The sequence below is a fragment of the Candidatus Binataceae bacterium genome, from assembly GCA_035650475.1.
Lineage (GTDB): Bacteria > Desulfobacterota > Binatia > Binatales > Binataceae > JAKAVN01.
This window is the reverse complement of the sequence record DASRHP010000004.1, coordinates 42288-59121: the sequence shown is the minus strand read 5'-3', so window position 1 is coordinate 59121 and position 16834 is coordinate 42288. Positions and strand designations below refer to the sequence as shown.

15 protein-coding genes are annotated in these 16834 nt (G+C 67.4%); 9 read left to right on the top strand and 6 right to left on the bottom strand.

Features of this window, described 5'->3' with window-relative positions:
* Positions 1-147 precede the first annotated feature (147 nt).
* The 3 genes from VFB33_01175 to VFB33_01165 all read left to right on the top strand — a co-directional run bounded on the left by VFB33_01175 (position 148) and on the right by VFB33_01165 (position 2919).
* Positions 148-1629, top strand: a complete 1482-nt coding sequence (locus tag VFB33_01175) for a sigma-54 dependent transcriptional regulator (protein ID HZO80280.1) — start codon at positions 148-150, stop codon at positions 1627-1629.
* Between the two features lie 96 nt (positions 1630-1725).
* Positions 1726-2016: an Hpt domain-containing protein gene (locus VFB33_01170; protein ID HZO80279.1), complete on the top strand. Its 291-nt coding sequence runs from the start codon at positions 1726-1728 to the stop codon at positions 2014-2016.
* Positions 2017-2172: 156 nt separating this feature from the next.
* Complete coding sequence (locus VFB33_01165; GenBank protein ID HZO80278.1) at positions 2173-2919, top strand: glucose 1-dehydrogenase; 747 nt, start codon at positions 2173-2175, stop codon at positions 2917-2919.
* 129 nt (positions 2920-3048) lie between these two features.
* Here the strand turns inward: VFB33_01165 and VFB33_01160 are convergent, their stop codons facing one another.
* The 6 genes from VFB33_01160 to VFB33_01135 form a co-directional block, all read right to left on the bottom strand.
* Entirely contained in the window at positions 3049-4182 is a 1134-nt protein-coding gene (locus VFB33_01160; GenBank protein HZO80277.1) for an acyl-CoA dehydrogenase family protein, read from the bottom strand.
* Between the two features lie 243 nt (positions 4183-4425).
* A complete protein-coding gene (locus VFB33_01155) occupies positions 4426-5610 on the bottom strand; it encodes an FIST N-terminal domain-containing protein (protein HZO80276.1) in 1185 nt (394 codons plus the stop codon).
* A gap of 11 nt (positions 5611-5621) precedes the next feature.
* A complete protein-coding gene (locus VFB33_01150; GenBank protein HZO80275.1) occupies positions 5622-7298 on the bottom strand; it encodes a M20/M25/M40 family metallo-hydrolase in 1677 nt (558 codons plus the stop codon).
* Between the two features lie 19 nt (positions 7299-7317).
* Positions 7318-8565 carry a dihydrolipoamide acetyltransferase family protein gene (locus VFB33_01145; GenBank protein HZO80274.1) on the bottom strand — a complete coding sequence of 416 codons (1248 nt, stop codon included), beginning with the start codon at positions 8563-8565 and terminating at the stop codon, positions 7318-7320.
* Positions 8566-8685: 120 nt separating this feature from the next.
* Positions 8686-9657, bottom strand: coding sequence for an alpha-ketoacid dehydrogenase subunit beta (locus VFB33_01140; GenBank protein HZO80273.1), 972 nt, complete (start codon positions 9655-9657; stop codon positions 8686-8688).
* 78 nt (positions 9658-9735) lie between these two features.
* On the bottom strand, positions 9736-10710 hold the full coding sequence (locus VFB33_01135) for a thiamine pyrophosphate-dependent dehydrogenase E1 component subunit alpha (protein HZO80272.1): 975 nt from the start codon (positions 10708-10710) through the stop codon (positions 9736-9738).
* A gap of 135 nt (positions 10711-10845) precedes the next feature.
* Between VFB33_01135 and nth the strand changes: the two genes are divergently transcribed.
* The 6 genes from nth (at position 10846) to VFB33_01105 (ending at position 16833) form a co-directional block, all read left to right on the top strand.
* A complete protein-coding gene (nth, locus tag VFB33_01130) occupies positions 10846-11571 on the top strand; it encodes an endonuclease III (GenBank protein HZO80271.1) in 726 nt (241 codons plus the stop codon).
* Between the two features lie 67 nt (positions 11572-11638).
* Complete coding sequence (locus VFB33_01125) at positions 11639-12538, top strand: NAD(P)-dependent oxidoreductase (GenBank protein HZO80270.1); 900 nt, start codon at positions 11639-11641, stop codon at positions 12536-12538.
* Positions 12539-12582: 44 nt separating this feature from the next.
* Entirely contained in the window at positions 12583-13356 is a 774-nt protein-coding gene (locus VFB33_01120) for a hypothetical protein (protein HZO80269.1), read from the top strand.
* A gap of 133 nt (positions 13357-13489) precedes the next feature.
* The gene (locus VFB33_01115) at positions 13490-14869 is read left to right on the top strand and encodes a hypothetical protein (GenBank protein HZO80268.1); all 1380 of its coding nucleotides are present in this window, start codon (positions 13490-13492) and stop codon (positions 14867-14869) included.
* The gene (locus VFB33_01110; GenBank protein ID HZO80267.1) at positions 14866-15909 is read left to right on the top strand and encodes an AAA family ATPase; all 1044 of its coding nucleotides are present in this window, start codon (positions 14866-14868) and stop codon (positions 15907-15909) included. Before VFB33_01115 ends, VFB33_01110 begins: the two co-directional genes overlap by 4 nt.
* Positions 15910-15924: 15 nt before the next feature.
* Positions 15925-16833 (top strand): DUF58 domain-containing protein, encoded by a 909-nt coding sequence (locus VFB33_01105; protein HZO80266.1) that lies wholly within the window; start codon positions 15925-15927, stop codon positions 16831-16833.
* Position 16834 lies beyond the last annotated feature (1 nt).

The following is a 16834-nucleotide window of genomic DNA, read 5'->3' as shown; positions in this document are numbered from 1 at the left end:
CATCAAAAAAGTCGGGCGTGGGTCCATGCTCCATTAGACCGGTTAGTTTCGAGGGATATCGGGTTAAGGCTGAAGATTTAGTGGGCGGCCTGAAACTTGCTGGTGGCGTGCTGGGATGGTGCGTCGCCGATTCGGTCCGTCGTCCGCATGACCCAGCGAATACTGATCGTCGAAGACAATCCGGTCGATCTGCGCCTGTTCGAGCAGGCGCTGAGCAGCGCCGAGCGCGAAGTGGTGAGTTGCGCCGACGGACGCGCGGCGCTGGCGGCGTTTGAGAAGCACGCGGCCGACGTCGTGGTCTCGGACATCGTGATGCCCAACATGGAGGGCACCGAGCTGCTGCGCGAGCTGCATCGGCGCGTGCCCGGGCTGCCGGTCATCCTGGTCACCCGCTACGGCAGCATCGCCGCTGCGGTGGCCGCGATGCGTGCGGGAGCGTTCGACTATGTGACCAAGCCGGTCGAGATCTTCGAACTTCAGACCCGGGTCGCGCGCGCGCTCGAGCGCAGCCAGCTGCGGCGCGAGAACGCAACCCTGCGCCAGGAGCTGGCCGCCGGCTTCGGTCCCGAAAGCGTGGTCGCCGAGAGCGCGCACAGCCGCGCGCTGATGGAGTTGGTGCGGCGCATCGCGGCCAGTGACGCCACCGTGCTCATCCAGGGCGAGAGCGGCACCGGCAAGGAACTGATCGCGCGCTTGGTGCACTACTGGAGCGACCGAGTGGGACGCCCTTTCGTCGCAGTCAACTGCAAAGCTTTCGCCGAGAGCGTGCTCGAGAGCGAACTCTTCGGACATGAGAAGGGCGCCTTCACAGGCGCGATCGCAGCGCGCCAGGGATGCTTCGAGCGGGCTTCGGGCGGCACCCTGCTGCTCGACGAGATCGGCGACATCAGCCCCGAGTTCCAAGCCAAGCTGCTGCGCGTGCTCCAGGAAGGCGAGGTGCTGCGGGTGGGCGGTGCGGAGCCGCGCCGAATCAACGTGCGGGTGGTGGCGGCGACCAACACCGCGCTCAAGGACAAGGTCGCCGCGGGCAGCTTCCGCGAGGATCTCTACTTCCGGCTCAACGTAATCCCGATCGTGCTCGCTGCTCTGCGCGAGCGGCGCGAGGATATCCTGCCACTGGCGCGCCATTTTCTTGAGCGCTTCGCCGCGCGCGCCGGCCGCCATATGACGCTTGGGCCCGACGCGGAGTCGATGCTGCTTGAGCACTCGTGGCCGGGCAACGTGCGCGAGCTCGAAAACGCCATCGAGCGCGCGGTGGTGCTGACTCGCGCCGACGTAATCGGCGCCGGCGACCTGATGCTCGATCGCGTCGGCGGCGCGCTGCATCGCGGCGAGGCCGCCTCGACCCAACCGCCGCCCGACCCACCCAGGCCAGCAGCGAGCGCCGCCGACAATGACAGCAATCACCGGACCTCCGCGCGCGAAATCCACGACGTGAGTCTGACTGAATATCTCGACAAGGCCGCGGGCGAACGAATCGCACAAGCCCTGGCCAAGGCCAAAGGCAACCGGGCCGAGGCCGCACGCAACCTCGGAATCGGGCGCGCCACGCTGTACCGCTTCATGCGCCGCCTAGGCAACGAACACAGCTATCCGCGGCGCGACAACGACTCCAACGGGGCGCGCTAGACGGTCGCCCGCGGACGCGCGCCGGGGCGCTTGTCTGCCGATCCAATCAACCTCGAGCGGATTCGTCGCTTGCGCGACTCGCTCCCGGGCGGCAACGTGGCGCTGGCCGAACTCGTCGATCTCTTTCTCGCCGATCTGCCGGAGCGCCTCGCCGCGATCAGGGCGGCGACTGAGCGTGCCGACGCCCCGGCACTTGCGCTGCACGCTCACGCACTGCGCAGCAGCGCTGGCAACTTCGGCGCGGAGGCCCTCGACCGCATCTGCGCGCTGCTGGAGCAGGCCGGCCGCGACCACGCGACCGAGAAGGCGTGCGCGACGCTCGTCGAACTGGCCGATGAGGCCGAGCGAGTGCGCCGCGCCCTGCTCGCGGTGCGATCGACCGGCTGACCGGACTCCGAGAGGGCTCCGCGCGTCGGCAGGCGAGCCGGAAATGCAGCACCCACGCAGTAAGGGGAGGGAGGCGCGGTTTCACATTACCGCCCATCCGCGGTTCTAGTTCACGCGGGCCAGGCCGGGCCATGGCCGTAGAAATGGATAAAGGCGATGGGCGAATTGGATGGCAAGGTAGCGGTCGTAACGGGCGCCTCGCGCGGCATCGGGCGAGCCGCAGCGGAACGGCTAGCAGAGGCCGGAGCTGCCGTGGTGGTCAATTACGCGACCAGTGCAGAGGAGGCGCATGCTGTAGCGGCGGCGATCGGCAGCCGGGGAGGCGTGGCGCTGGCAATCCAAGCTGACATCGCCGACCTCGCCGATATACGGCGGCTTTTTCGAGAAACCATTGAGCGGTTGGGAAGGCTCGATATTCTCGTCGCAAACGCAGGGTATGCGTGCTTCAAACCGATGGCGGAAACGACCGAGGAGGACTTCGATCACACCTACCGAGTCAACGCAAAGGGAACATATTTTTGTCTTCAGGAAGCGCTGCGGCACATGGCCGATGGCGGCAGGGTCGTATGTGTCTCGACGATTGGAACCCTCCTGAATGTTCCCGGGGGGAGCTGCTATTTCGGCAGCAAGGCTGCCGTGGAGCAATTTTGTCGGACGCTGGCCAAAGAGGTCGGCCCGCGCGGCATCACGGTCAACCTGGTCTCACCGGGCTTCGTTGAAACCAGAATGCTGCTCGCGAATCTCGGCCCGGAGGCGCGGCGGGATTTCGTCGAGATGACGCCGCTGCGCCGCCTTGGCCGGCCCGAGGACATCGCCAAGCTCATCTACTTCATCGTCAGCGAACAGGGCGGTTGGATCAATCGCCAGAATATCGCGGCTGACGGGGGAATAGTAAGTCGATAGACTGCGCGTCTTCGCTGCTTCTTGCATCACAGGCCTCAGCCGATTGACCGGGAGCGCGGGGGAAAAATCGGCCGCCGCTCTTTGCCGCGGCGGCCGCCCTTATTATCTCAACCGTGGAGCCCGAGCGCGCTACGCGAGCAGCGACTTCGCGACGGTCTCGCGATGGATCGGCGCGTTGCCAAAGTTGGCCTCGCCGGCCAGCGCGCGGCGATGGTACAGGTGCATGTCGTGCTCCCAGGTGAAGCCGATTCCGCCATGCACCTGGATCGCCTCGCTGGTCACGTTCTTGGCCATGTCGGAAGCGTACGCCTTGGCCATCGGCACTGCGGTGGCCGCCTCGGCGAGCCTCTCATCCACCGTCCAGCAGGCGTAGTAGGTCAGCGAGCGCGCGTTTTCGACCGCGACCATCATGTCCACACACTTGTGCTTGACCGCTTGGAAGGAGCCGATGGGCTTGCCAAACTGCACGCGAGTCTTGGCGTAGTCCACCGCGATGTCGAGCGCCTTCTGCGCCGTGCCGACCATCTCGGCCGACAGCGCCGCAGTCGCGACGTCCAGTGTGCGGCGCAGCGGAGCCCATCCATGGCCTTCCTTGCCAAGCAGGTTGGCGCCGGGCACGGTGACGTTGTCGAATTTGACGTGGCACAGCCGGCGCGTCATATCGACTGTTTTCAGCTGCGTGACCGTGACGCCCTTCTCCCTGGCCGGCACCGCGAGCAGCGTCACACCGTTCTCACCGCCGCCGCCGCTGCGGGCGGCGACCACTATACAATCGGCGACGTGGGCGTCGGGCACGAAGAACTTCTCGCCCGAAAGCGCGTAGTCGGCGCCCTTTTTCGTGGCCTTAAGCTCGACCCCGCCGGCGTCGAAGCGCCCGGCGGCCTCGGCGACGGCGACGGTGGCGATGTACTCACCCTTAGCCATCTTGGGCAGCAGTTCATTCTTCTGCGCCTCGGAGCCGGCCTCGATAAGGATCGGCGCACCGAGCAGTGCGGCGGCAAAGAACGGCCCCGGGATGAGCGCTTTGCCGACTTCCTCGGCGATCACCGTCATGTCGAGAAAGGTGCCGCCCTGGCCGCCGTATTGCTCGGGGATGAGCAGCCCGGGCCAGCCCAGATCGACGATCTTGCGCCAGAAGGCCTGGTCGTGAGCGGTCTCATGCGCCATCATCTGGCGGACGAACTTGGTTGAACAGTTGTCGGCCAGGAAGCGCTTGGCCGCGTCGCGCAGCATCTCTTGCTCTTCTGAAAATCCGAAGTCCAACTTGGCTGTTCCTCCGTCGCCGGCTGGAATGCGCCCGGCCGCCCGGAACGCCGGGAGCGGCGGGCCAGCTCTGAGCTACCACTAACGCTTCCGGCGGCGCAAGCGCGCCGCTCCGATGAAGACCGCCGGCACGGTTCAAACGGCCGACTGCTGGTGTGGCGCAGATTCTTTAATGAAAGAAAAAAAGGCCTGACCATCATCGGGCAGGAAGGTCAGCCGTTCGCACCATCCGCCGCTGTGGTACTAGGCGCGCTTTTCCGAAACCAGCGCGAGCACGCCCGAGTACTGGAGCATCCCCGGATGCGCGCCGAGTGGACCGACCTCGAAGCCGGTGAAGAAGCCGGCCACCGGCAGATGGCCGAGGTAGCGCGCGATGTAGGCCGAGTCGTGATCGGGAATGTTGTAGAGCCCGGCACCGCGCGACACGCAATCGAAATATAATCCAAAGACCGGCGGCGCCGCCTCCGTGCGCTCCTTCAGTTCCTCGAGCGTGTCCTTGAGATCCTCGCGTGCGCGCTCGCCGTTGCGCAGCACGAAGCCGACCCGGTCGCCGATGCGTGGGCGATGGGCGACCGCGAGCACGCCGTGCTCGGCGCTGGCGCCGACGATGTTGCGCACCAGGTAGCTCCCGCGCGCCATCCGCTCGGCGCCGGGCTCGAGCGGAATGCCGAGAAAGATGAAGGCGGCCGCGCGCGGGAGGTCCTGGGCGAGCGGCCCGGCCGCCTCGGCGAAGACGTCGAAAGCGCGCCGGCCATCCAGCTCGACGAGGATATTGTCGCGCACGGCAGTGACAAGATGGGTCGCGCCAAGCGGCGTGCAGGCCTGTGTGGCGGCGACATTGAGCTCGAAATCGCCCGTGAGCAGCATCCCCGACACCGCGTTGGAGCTCACCGTGTCGCCGCAGAACTGGAAGGTCTCGCCAATCGAGCCGTCTTCGCTGGCGCCGCCGCCGACCACCGGCACGCCGGGAAGCTCGCGCACAAGCGCGCTCAACAGCGCGTCCGGCTCCATGTTGTAGGTGTCGGCGAACAGGCAGAGCAGGTTGTTGGGGCCGAGCGCTGGACGCACCGCTGCGGCCAGCTCTGCGGCGACCTCGCGCGGCCGCCCACGCAGCGAGGGGACGAAGATCCGCTTGGCGCTGAGCGACGTGCCCCCGAACACGATCACCGCCACCGCGGGCCCAGATTCGATCTCGTGTTCGGCCGCGATCACGCCCGCGCTAGAGCATCCGGCGACGTCGCGGGTGCGCGCCTCGACCGCGACCGTGCGCATCACCGAGGTAAAGGCCGCGCCGTGGGCGGTGGTCGCAAAGCACAGCGCACCGGCCGCATGATGCAGCCCGGCCTGGCGCATCGCCCTTTGGGTGGCCTCGGCGGCGGCGACCTTGGGATTGTTCGAGACCGAGTATCCGACTCCCGCGTTGACCATGGCCTCTGCCCTCAGCTTCCGCCTACAAAGCGCAGCAATTCAACCATGCGCCGGATCCCGTCGCCCAGCTGTTTGACCTCGATGCGCTCGTTGACGCCGTGCACGGTGCGCTCCTGCGCCGCAGTCAGTTCGATCGGGATGAAACCGTAGGAGATGACGTGCTGGGCGCGAAAATAGTGGCTGTCAGTAAAGCCTGCGATCATCGTGGGCACCACGGTCGTGCGGTTGTCGCGCCATGCGACCGAATCAATCGCGTTCATCAGGATCGAGCGGCGCGGCGAAGACACCGCCGGAAAATTGAGCAGCACGTCAACCTTGATGGTGTCGTCGTTGATCACGCGTTGGATCTTGTCGAGAAACCCGGCGGGGTCCTCACCCGGCAGCAGGCGGCAGTCGACCTCGGCCCACGCGGTGGCCGAGATCACGTTGGTCTTGTCGCTCGCGCCAAGCACCGTAGGTGCGATGGTGTCGCGGACCATTGCGTTGTAGCGTGCGTTGGCCAGAAAGTCGCGCCGCCACGCGTGCTTGCGGAGCGAAAGCACGAGGTTGTTGAATTCGTGCGGCCCGCCGTCGAGCTTTGCGATCGCACGAAAGTAATCGCTCACCGGATTGATGATGCGTATCGGCGGGCGGTACGCGATGAGCCGCTCGAGTGCGGCGACCAGATGAGTCAGCGCGGTGGCGTCGGGCGGCACTGCGGCGTGTCCGGCCTGTCCCTGGGCGGTCAGCCGAATCCACATCGGCGTCTTCTCCGCGATCGAAACCGCGTAAAAGCGATGGCCCCCCGGCGATAGCGTGATCCCGCCGCCTTCGTTGAGCAGATAGCCGGCGTCCGCGTAGATTTTCTTCTGGTGCTCGACGAACCATCCCGCGCCGTTGCGCCCGCCCTCTTCCTCGTCGCCGGTGGCGACGAACAGGATGTCGCGGTTGAGCAGAATGCCGGAGCGCTTGATCGCCAGCATCGCCATCAGCTCGATTACGCTCGGCCCCTTGTCGTCGATCGCGCCGCGCCCCCAGATCTCGCCGTCCTTTACCTCGCCCGAAAACGGCGGGACCCTCCACTGCTTGGGATCGGCGGGAACCACGTCCATGTGACTGAGCAGCACTATCGCCTTAGTGTCCTTGCCGATTCCGCGCAGGCGCGCCGCTACCACGCCGCGCCCCGGCGCCGGTTCCCATACCGTGGCCGGAATTCCGTCGGCGAGGAACTTCTCGCGAAGCATCCGCGCCGCGCTCAGCTCGTTGCCGGGCGGGTTGGTGGTATCGATCCGGATGTAGCGCGAGAGCAGCACGGCGGCTTCCTGGGTCAGCTTCTCCCAGTTGATCGGTTGAGGGGTCGGCGTCCGGGCGCCGGCCACGCCCTTGCCCGGCGGTGCGGGCTTCTCTGGCGGCGCTGGCGGCTCCGGCCGTGCGGCCTTGTGCGACGGGTCGATGGAGACGGATGCCGGCGGCACAGTCCGCTGGGCGGGCGCCGGTGCAGACGTCTGCGCCGGCTGCGCGTGCTGCTGTGCTCGCTCGGCCGACGGCGACGGTGACGGCGCCGCGGTGGCCGCCGCGGCCGCAATTGTCACGCAGACCGCGAGCACGAACGTAGCCAACGTCGCACCCGCGCGGCCAAGATCCGCGCGTGTGGGCATCCGCGGCGTGCGAATGAAATAGCCGTGATGGTCGGATTCGATCGCTCTCACCTGCGCGCAGGCGGTGGCGCTAGCGCTCGCCGAAGTTGAGGATTTCGATCACGCTTTGGAGGAATTGTGCGGCGGGCGCCCCGTCGATGATTCGATGGTCGAAGGTCAGACTCAGCGTCATCATCGAGCGCCGCGCGATCTCGCCGCGATGGATGACCGGCTTCTCGACGATGCGGCCGACGCCGAGGATGCCGGTCTCGCCCGGATTGATAATCGGGGTAAAGGCGTCGACGCCGTAGGTGCCGAGGTTGGTGATCGTGAAAGTCGCGCCGCTCACGTCCTCCAGGCGCAGTTTGCCGCCGCGCGCCCGCTCGCCGAGCTCGCGTGTGGCGCCGGCAATCTCACGCAGTTCCCTGCGGTCGGCCTCTTTCACCACCGGCACGATCAAGCCGTCCTCCAATGCCACCGCCATCCCGATGTTCACCTCGGACAGAATGACAATCGCGTCCTCGGCCAGGCGCGCGTTCATCCGCGGATGGCGTCTTAGCGCTCGGGCGGCGGCCTGGATGAGCATGTCCGTGTAGGTGCAGTCGAACTGGCGCACCAGCCGCTCGCGCAGCTCGACCGCCGCGCTCACGTCGGCCTCGGTGGTGATGGTGAGCTGGGCGCTCTCGCGCAGACTCTGCGTCATACGCTCGGCGATGGTCTTGCGCATCCCGCGCATCGGGAGCGTGCGCACGGTCGGCTTGGCTGGGACGGCCGGCGCGCCGGCCGTCCCAGCCGGCTGCTGCGCGGGCGCGCCGGCGCGCGCGGGTGCCGCCGCCGCGGTGGACGTGGAGCGCGCGGCAGTCGCCGCGCGCTCCACGTCCTCGCGCGTTATCCGCCCGCCGGGGCCGGTGCCGACGACGCCCGCAAGCTCGACACCGAGCTCAGCGGCGAGCTTGCGCGCGACCGGGCTAGCTGCACGTCGCCCGCCGCCGTCCTCCGACGGCGCAGGCGCGGCGGCGCTGGGCGCCGCCGCGTTGTCGGCGGGAGTGGACGCCGGCGCGCCATCCGCGTAGCGCGCCGCCACCGCGCGAATGTCCTCGTTCGGTTCGGCAATCACCGCGACCACCGTGCCGCACTCCACCGTGGCGCCCTCCGCGAACAGCACCGCGGCGAGCGTGCCGCCGGCAGGCGCCTCGACCTCGTAGAGCACCTTCTCGGTTTCGACTTCGTACACCGGCTCGCCGGCCCGCACCTGATCGCCCGGCGCCTTGAAGTAGCGCTGGATCGTGCCTTCGTGCATCGTCAGCCCGAACTTGGGCATGATCACTTCAACGGCCATCGGTGCTCACTTGTGCGCAGCGACGCGCCATCGGGCGCCGCCGATTCGGCGGACGCTCTGCGCAAAGCAGTGGAATTTTCAGCATCGGCCTCTTTGATGATCCAAGCGGACGGCAACCGCTCAATGCCCGGCCAGTTCGCGCACGGCAGCCTCGATGCGCGCCTCGTCGGGCAGCGCGGCCTTTTCCAGCGGCGGACTGAACGGAATTGGAACGTCGAGCGCGGTGACCCGCTTGGGCGGCGCGTCGAGCAGGTCGAAACCCTTTTCAACTATCAGCGCCACCAGATCGGCGGCCGCGCCGCCGCGCAGATGCCCTTCGTCGGCAATCACCACCCGATTGGTCTTTCCGATCGAAGTGAGAATCGCGTCCTCGTCGAGCGGAATGAGCGTGCGCGGATCGATGACCTCGACGCTGACGCCGTCGGCGGCAAGCTTCTCCGCCACCTTGAGCGCCTTGGGGACCATCGCCCCGATCGCGATCAGAGTCACGTTGTCGCCGGGGCGCTTGATCGCGGCCTTGCCGAGCGGCACCAGGTGGTCGCCCGCCGGGATTTCCTCGCGCAAGCGCCCAAGCGCGAGGTGCTCGAAAACAATCACCGGATTGTCGTCGCGGATCGCGCTCTTGAGCATGCCCTTCGCGTCGGAGGGCGACGAGGGCATCGCGAGCTTAAGCCCGGGCACACTGAGGAACTGCGCGTAGACGGTTTCCGAGTGCTGGGCCGCGGCACCGCCGGCCGCGCCGTACACGCAGCGGAAGGTGATTGGCAGCCGCGCCTGGCCGCCCGACATGTAGCGCAGCTTGGCGGCCTGGTTACAGACCTGGTCCATCGCGCAGTAGAAGAAGCTCGCGAACTCGACTTCGCAGATCGGCCGCGTCCCCGCCATCGCCGCGCCCACCGCCGCGCCGACGAAGCCGGCCTCGGCGATCGGCGTATTGCGCACGCGGTTAGGTCCGTACTTTTTGAACAGTCCGCGCGTGGCGCCAAAGGCCGCCAGCACCACGTCTTCGCCCATCACGAAGGTCAGTGGATCGCGCGCCATCTCCTCGTCGAGCGCCTGATTGATTGCCTGGATGTAGCTCACCTGGGCCATCGTCGTACACCTCTGCGGGCGTGGGCTGTGTCGCTCTCGGCGCCTGAGCTGCGTGCGTGCGGAGTCCCGGTGCGCGCCTCAGGCGAACACGTCGTCCGTCACCTCGGCGGGATCGGGCAGCGCGGCCTTGCGCGCGAACTCAACGGCCTCCTCCAGCTCGCGTTGGGTTTCGGCTGTGATCCGGTCCAGTTCGCCGCGGCTCAGCTTGCCGCCTTCGAGCATGAACTGCTCGAAGCGCATGATCGGGCACCTCTTCTTCCACTGCTCGATTTCGGCCTCCTCGCGGTAGCCGTTGGGGCCAAGGAATGCCTGCTCGCCGACGACGTGCCCCTCCCATCGGTAGGTCTTGCATTCGAGCAGCGTCGGACCCTCGCCCGCGCGCGCCCGCGCAACCGCTTCGCTCGCGTAGCGGTAAACTTCGAGCACGTCGTTGCCGTCCACGATATAGCCCGGGATCGCATAGGCTTGCGCGCGCGTCGCGATGTCCTTGACCGAGGTCACGGTCGCCATCGGGGTGAATTCGCCGAAACCGTTGTTCTCGCAGACGAAGACCACCGGCAGCTTCCAGATCGCGGCGAGGTTGAGCGATTCGTGGAAGGTGCCCTCGTTGGAGGCGCCATCGCCGAAGAAGCAGGCGGTTACGTCGTCGCGCCCGGCGATCTGCGCCGCCAGCGCGGAGCCGACCGAGATCGGCAGTCCAGCGCCGACGATGCCGTTGGCGCCGAGAATGCCGAGCGAGAAGTCCACGATGTGCATCGAACCGCCCTTGCCTTTGCAGTAGCCCTCGCGCTTGCCGTACAGCTCGGCCATCATCTGCGCCAGCTTGCCGCCCTTGGCGATGAGATGGCCGTGGCCGCGATGGGTCGAGGTGATGCGGTCGGTCTTGCGCAGCGCCGCGCACACGCCGGTCGCGCTGGCTTCCTCGCCGATCGAGACGTGAACGAAGCCGGGCAGCTCGTTGGCGAGCGCCAGGTCGCGCACGCGCGACTCGAACTGCCGAATCCGCTGCATCGAGCGGTACATGTCGAGCAGAAGGTCCTTGCCCAGGTCCATCGCGAAGCCTCCCGATGATTGCGTTGGGCGCCCGGCGGCACCGGCGTGAGCGAAAATATGCCCTAACGACGCAAGCGTCAAACCGCCCGCGCGGTTTCATCGCGACGCGGCGGACGTGCTAGAAATCCGCCCGCGATGTTGCCCGACCGCAACTGGGTGCGCAACCTGCCGCCCCATCCACGCACCCGCCCCACGCCGCCGCCGCTGACCCGCGCCACGGTCGGCCGCGCAATTCGTATCCTGCGCCGGGAGGCAAAGGGATGGCGCGCGCCGGTCATCGCGCTGGAGGCGGCCGAGCGCGGCGACCCCTTCCGCACGCTCATCGGGTGCATCTTAAGCCTCAGGACCAGGGACGAAACCACCGCCGAGGCCGCGCCGCGGCTGTTCGCCCGCGCCGATACGCCGCAGGCAATGCTGGCGCTGGGCGAGCGCGCGATCGAGCGACTGATCTATCCGGTCGGCTTCTACCGCACCAAGGCCGCGGTTATCGTCGGGATATGCCGCCAGCTGCTGGAGCGTTTCAACAGGCGCGTACCGGACACCATCGAGGCGCTGGTGACCCTCAAAGGGGTCGGGCGCAAAACTGCCAACCTGGTCGTCACCCAGGCCTACGGCAAGCCCGGAATCTGCGTCGATATCCACGTCCATCGGATATCCAACCGATGGGGCCTTATCAGGACGCGGACCCCCGAGCAGAGTGAAACGGCGCTGCGAGCCGCGCTGCCGCGCCGCTATTGGATCGAATACAACAGTCTGCTGGTGGCCTTCGGTCAGACCATCTGCCAACCTGTCTCGCCGTGGTGCTCGCGATGTCCGGTCGAGCATCTGTGCCCTCGAATCGACGTGGCGCGCGCGCGCTGAGTCGAACGCTCCCGCATCACGGCGGCGCGACGGACTTCTTCTCTCTCAACCAACGAGGACCGCGCACATGAACCAGGAAATCGGATTCGTCGGGCTGGGCGCGATGGGTGCGCCGATGGCGGCCAATCTGCTCACTGCGGGATACAAGCTTCGCGTCTATAACCGCACCGCCGCTAAGACCGATGCGCTGGTAGCGCAAGGCGCGGCGCGCGTCGAGAGGGCGGGCGACGTTGCTGCGCCGGGCGGAATTGCGATCACGATGGTCGCCGACGACGCCGCGCTGGAAAGCGTCACCGCTGGCGCGGGCGGGCTTGCCGAGCGGCTGGGACGCGGTGGAATTCATATCTCGATGAGCACGGTCGCGCCGGCGACCGCGCGCCGCCTGGCGCAGCATCACGCCGTCTGCGGCGGCGTCTATGTCGCCGCGCCGGTGTTCGGCCGCCCCGACGCGGCAAGGGCGAAGCGGCTGTGGATCGCGACCTCCGGACCGGCGGCGTACAAGGCGACGGTGCGGCCGCTGCTCGAAGCGATGGGTCAGGCGATCTTCGACTTCGGCGAGGACCCGGGGGCCGCGAACGTCGCCAAGCTATGCGGCAACTTTCTCATCGCGGCAAACCTCGAGGCGATGGCCGAAGCGTTCGCGATGGCCGAGAAGCAGGGCGTCGATCGCGTCGCGGTCGCCGAGATGCTCGCCAAAACTCTCTTCGCCTGCCCGATCTACCTCGGCTACGGCAAGGCGGTGGCGGAGAAGCGCTTTACCCCGGTGGGATTCCGCATGCCGCTCGGGCTGAAGGATGTCGAGTTGGCGCTGCGCACGGCGGCCGAGGTGACGATGGCGTTGCCGACGGCGAGCCTGGTGCGCGATCGGATCCTGACGAGCCTCGCCAAGGGACGTGAGGATATGGATTGGTCGGCGCTCGCGCTGAGCGTGCTCGACGACGCCGGCCTCGGTCATCAGCGCGGCTGACACGCCGTAGCCGGGCGGACGAATGTGCGGCGCGAGGATTTTCGATGAGACTCGCGAAGCTGGTGGTCGGTGTGCTCGCCGCGCTGTTTTGCTTGTGGCGTCCGGACGCGGGCGCGACCGACTTTTACGAGCTCCAGATCTATACCGTCGACACCACGCCGGAGGGCCGCTGGTGGCTTGAGCTGCACAGCTCCAATGTAAGTTCGGCAACCGGCGCGGAGTCCAAACAGAACCTACCGCTGTATCAGATTCACAACACGCTGGAGCTGACCTACGGCCTGCTGCCGTGGCTGGAAGTCGGCCAGTACCTGTGCACGGCGCGGCTGGACCGCGGCATTTACGAATACGCCGGCGGACGCACCAAGGTCCATTTCGGCGTGCCATTCACCGAGTCGTGGCCGGTCGCATTCGGGGTCAATGTCGAGTTCGATTACATGCGCCGCGACGCAGTGGACGATCCGCTGACGCTGGAGGTGATGCCGATCGCGCAAGCACGGATCGGACGCTGGTTTATCGTCGGCAACTTCACCTTCGGCAAACAGTTCAGCGGGCCCGGCACGCATCAGGGGCTCGGCCTGGAGCCCGCGGGGCAGCTAAGCTACGCGGTCAATGACTGGCTGGAGCCAGCGCTGGAGTACTACGGCGATTTGGGACCGCTCGCCGATCTACCGCGGCTCTCCGAACAGCAACAATTCCTGGTGCCCGCCGTCAACCTGCATCTCATTCCACGGCTCGAGCTCAACTTCGGCTTCGGCATTGGACTGACCAGCCAGCAGCGCGGCCGCTTCTTCAAGGGCACCGCCGGATGGTTGTTCTGAAGCAACCGCATGCTTCCCGGTGCCTGACTGCGCGCTCCGTAAACCGGATTTGAAGTTGCGCTCCTCGGAGGGCTAAATTATTGTTGTCAATACGTCTTCGCCGGTCTGTGCAGGGCGCGAGGCGGGTCCCTCAATGCCGTACCGAGCGGAAGAACCGCAGGGCGAGGAGAAGTTTCGGCTCATCCTGGGCCAGATAGCTTCGATCCGGCTCCGGCTGAACGCGCTGGCCCTTCAGCATGGGTTGTTCGGCGCCCTGACGTTCGTCCTGTGCGCCGCCGCGCTGGCGGTGGCGGCGGCGTTTCTCGTAGGCGCCCTCACTTTCCTGACACTCGCGCTGATTGCCGCGGTGGCCGCGGTGATCGGCGTGGCGAACAGCGTGCGCGCAGCCTGGCGGATGCACGCCAGCGAGGAGCGCGCGGCGCGCATCGCCGACGAGCGTGCGGCGCTCAAGGGCCGGCTGACCACGATGGTCGGCGCGGCGCGCGGCGGGCAGCGCTCGGCGCTGTGGCCGTATCTGGTCGAGGATACGCTGGCGCTGCGCGAGGAGTTCGCGCCGTCGAGGGTTCAGCCGCGACCGATCTCGCGATGGCTGTACTCGGCGCTCGCCTCCGCCGCGCTCGCCGCGCTGGTCTTTCACTTCGCCTTGGGCGCGCGCAAAGCGCGGCTGAGCGCGAACCAGAAGGCCGTTCCCGGCGAGGCCGCGATCGATCTCGGAGACCTCGACATCCGCCCCGCCGATCCTTCGGCTGCCCAGAGCGCCCAGATCGACGCCGACCCCGCAACGCTTAAGAAACTCGCCGATAAGCTGGCCAAGGCGCAAAGCAGCGCGCAGCACAACGGCCCGGCCTCGCGCCTGATGGCCGACGCACGCGACGTCGCCAGCGCGCTCCAGAACAAGCTGACCGGCGGCAAGCCTCCCGTGCGATCGCCCGCACGGCTCAAGATCACCGACAAGAGGGGCAACGACGCCGCCGCCCCGGCGGGCAGTCCCGGCGAGCAGACTGCGGAGCGCCGGCAGAAGCAATCGCAGCAGGGCCAGGAGAATGGCTCAGGCCAGGGCGCCGGTGACAGCCAGTCGGCGGGTCCGAGCCAGCCCTCCAACGGCGCGCCGAATCCGGGGATGCCCGACCTCAGCGGCCTGGCCGCTCTCAAGGGGCTTAACGGCGACGAGCCCGGCGCCAACGACGCGCCCTCGGCCCAGCATCCGTCGCAAGACCAGACCCGGCTCGCCGATGCTGGGCCCAACGGCGGCGGTGGAGCCAACCATGGCTCGGGGACCGACCCCGACCATCTGTTCGGCGACGCCGACAAGCCGCCGCTGGGCAACGACACCTTCAAGATTCCGATCGAAGCCCAACCCTCGGATGAGGGTTTCAGCGACTCGGCGCCGGCCTACGTGCCCGCCCGGGTCAAGAGCAAGCTCAACGCGAGCCAGTATCCTGACGAGCCTTTCGAACGCGCCTCGGTGCCGGTGGCCGACCGCGTGACGATCAAACGGGTATTTGAACGATGAATGCAGTCGCCACCCTCGAAGCGCCCAGCGTCGCCGACTTCGCCCGCACCTTCCGCCGCATCCAGGCCGAGATTCACAAAGTCATTATCGGCCACGAACAGGCGGTCGAAGAACTGCTCAGCGCGCTCTTTGCCGGCGGCCACGTTCTGATCGAGGGCGTGCCCGGTACCGGCAAAACCACCCTGGTCAAGACGCTGGGGCTCGCGCTCAACCTGAGCTTCAACCGCATCCAGTTCACCGTTGACCTGATGCCCGCCGATATCACGGGCACCCGCGTGATCGTCGCCGGCGAAGACGGCCGGCGCGAGTTCGCCTTCCAGCCGGGTCCGGTGTTCTGCCATATCCTGCTCGGCGACGAAATCAACCGCGCAACTCCCAAGACCCAGTCGGCGCTGCTCGAGTGCATGGCCGAATTGCAGGTCACGGTCGCCGGCACCAGCTACGCGCTCAAGCCGCCCTACTTCGTGATGGCGACGCTCAACCCGATCGAGATGGAAGGCACCTATCCGCTGCCCGAGGCCCAGCTCGACCGCTTCCTATTCAAGGTCAAGCTGGAGTATCCGGACGAGGGCCAACTGGTGCGGATCGTCTCGAGCACGACCGGCCCTGAGGAGGCCGGGGTGGAAGCGGTTTTTCCGGTCAGCGAGGCGGCCGAGCGGATCGAGGCGCTTAAGCATCTGGTGCGCGAGGTGATGGTGGCGCCGGCGATCGAGCACTACACGGCGCGGATGGTGCGCGCGACGCAGCCCGGCGGTTCGCGCTTCGTCGGCCAGCAGCGCAACGGTTTGCGGGTGGACGCGGTGGACCGCTACGTCGGCTTCGGCTCCAGTCCGCGCGGCGCGCAGGCGTTGATCATGGGCGCCAAGGTGCGCGCGCTGCTCGACGGCCGCGCCAACGTCGCCTACGAGGACATCGACCAGGTCGCACACGCCGCTCTCCAGCATCGCATCACCCTGAACTACGCGGCCCACTCCGACGGCATCGACGCCAGCCACATCGTCGAGCGCGTCATTCAGGCGGTGCGCCCCACCCGCGCCTGAAGCGGACTGGCTGCGATGCTCGAGGCGCGCGCATTCGAGCCCGACTTTCTGCGCCGGCTGGACGGCCTGATGCTCGGGGTCCAGCGCGCGCGCACCGTGCGCGCCGGGCGGCGCACGCTCGGCCGTGTGCAGGGGCTCGGCATCGAGCCCGAAAATTTCAGGGAATACACCGAGGGCGACGACCTGCGCTTTCTCGACTGGAACGCTTTCGCGCGTCTCGACGAGCTGATGATCCGCACCTTCCGCGCCGAGCGCGAAGTCGAGGTCACCATCCTGGTCGACGCCAGTGCCTCGATGGGCGTTCCGGCGGGGGACGATAAGCTCGGACTCGCCCTCGGCCTGGGCGCGGCGCTCGCGTACGTCGCGATGGCGAGCAACGACGCCGTGCGCCTAGGCATCTTCACCGCCACCCGGATGGGCGGAACGCGCCTGCACAACTCGCCGTTCCATCGGCGGCGGGAACTTTACCCAGCCTTTCGCCCCTTCGTAACCGGCGTGCGCTGCGGCGGCGAGACGCGAATGGCCGACGCGGTGGGTCGCCTGCTCCTGGAGCGCCGCGGGGGCGGGGTCGCCATCCTGATCTCTGACTTCCTGGTTTCGGCGGGCGAATACCAACAGGCGCTCGATCGCCTGCTCGCCGCGCGTCACGAGGTCAAAGTGGTGCACGTCCTCGGCGAACGCGAGGCCAACGGCGACTATCCGCCTGGCAGCTACCGCCTGCGCGACTCCGAGAGCGGCGAAATCTGCGAGGTGGCGATTGGGCCTGCGGCGGCCCAGGCCTGCCGGCGACGGGCCGAGCGGCTGTCGAGCGAGCTGGCCCAATACTGCGCCAACCACGGCGTCATTTACTCGCGGGCCTTCGGCGCGGCCCACTTCGAAGAGATCATCATGCGCGAGTTCCCGCGCCTGGGCGTGATGAGGTAGC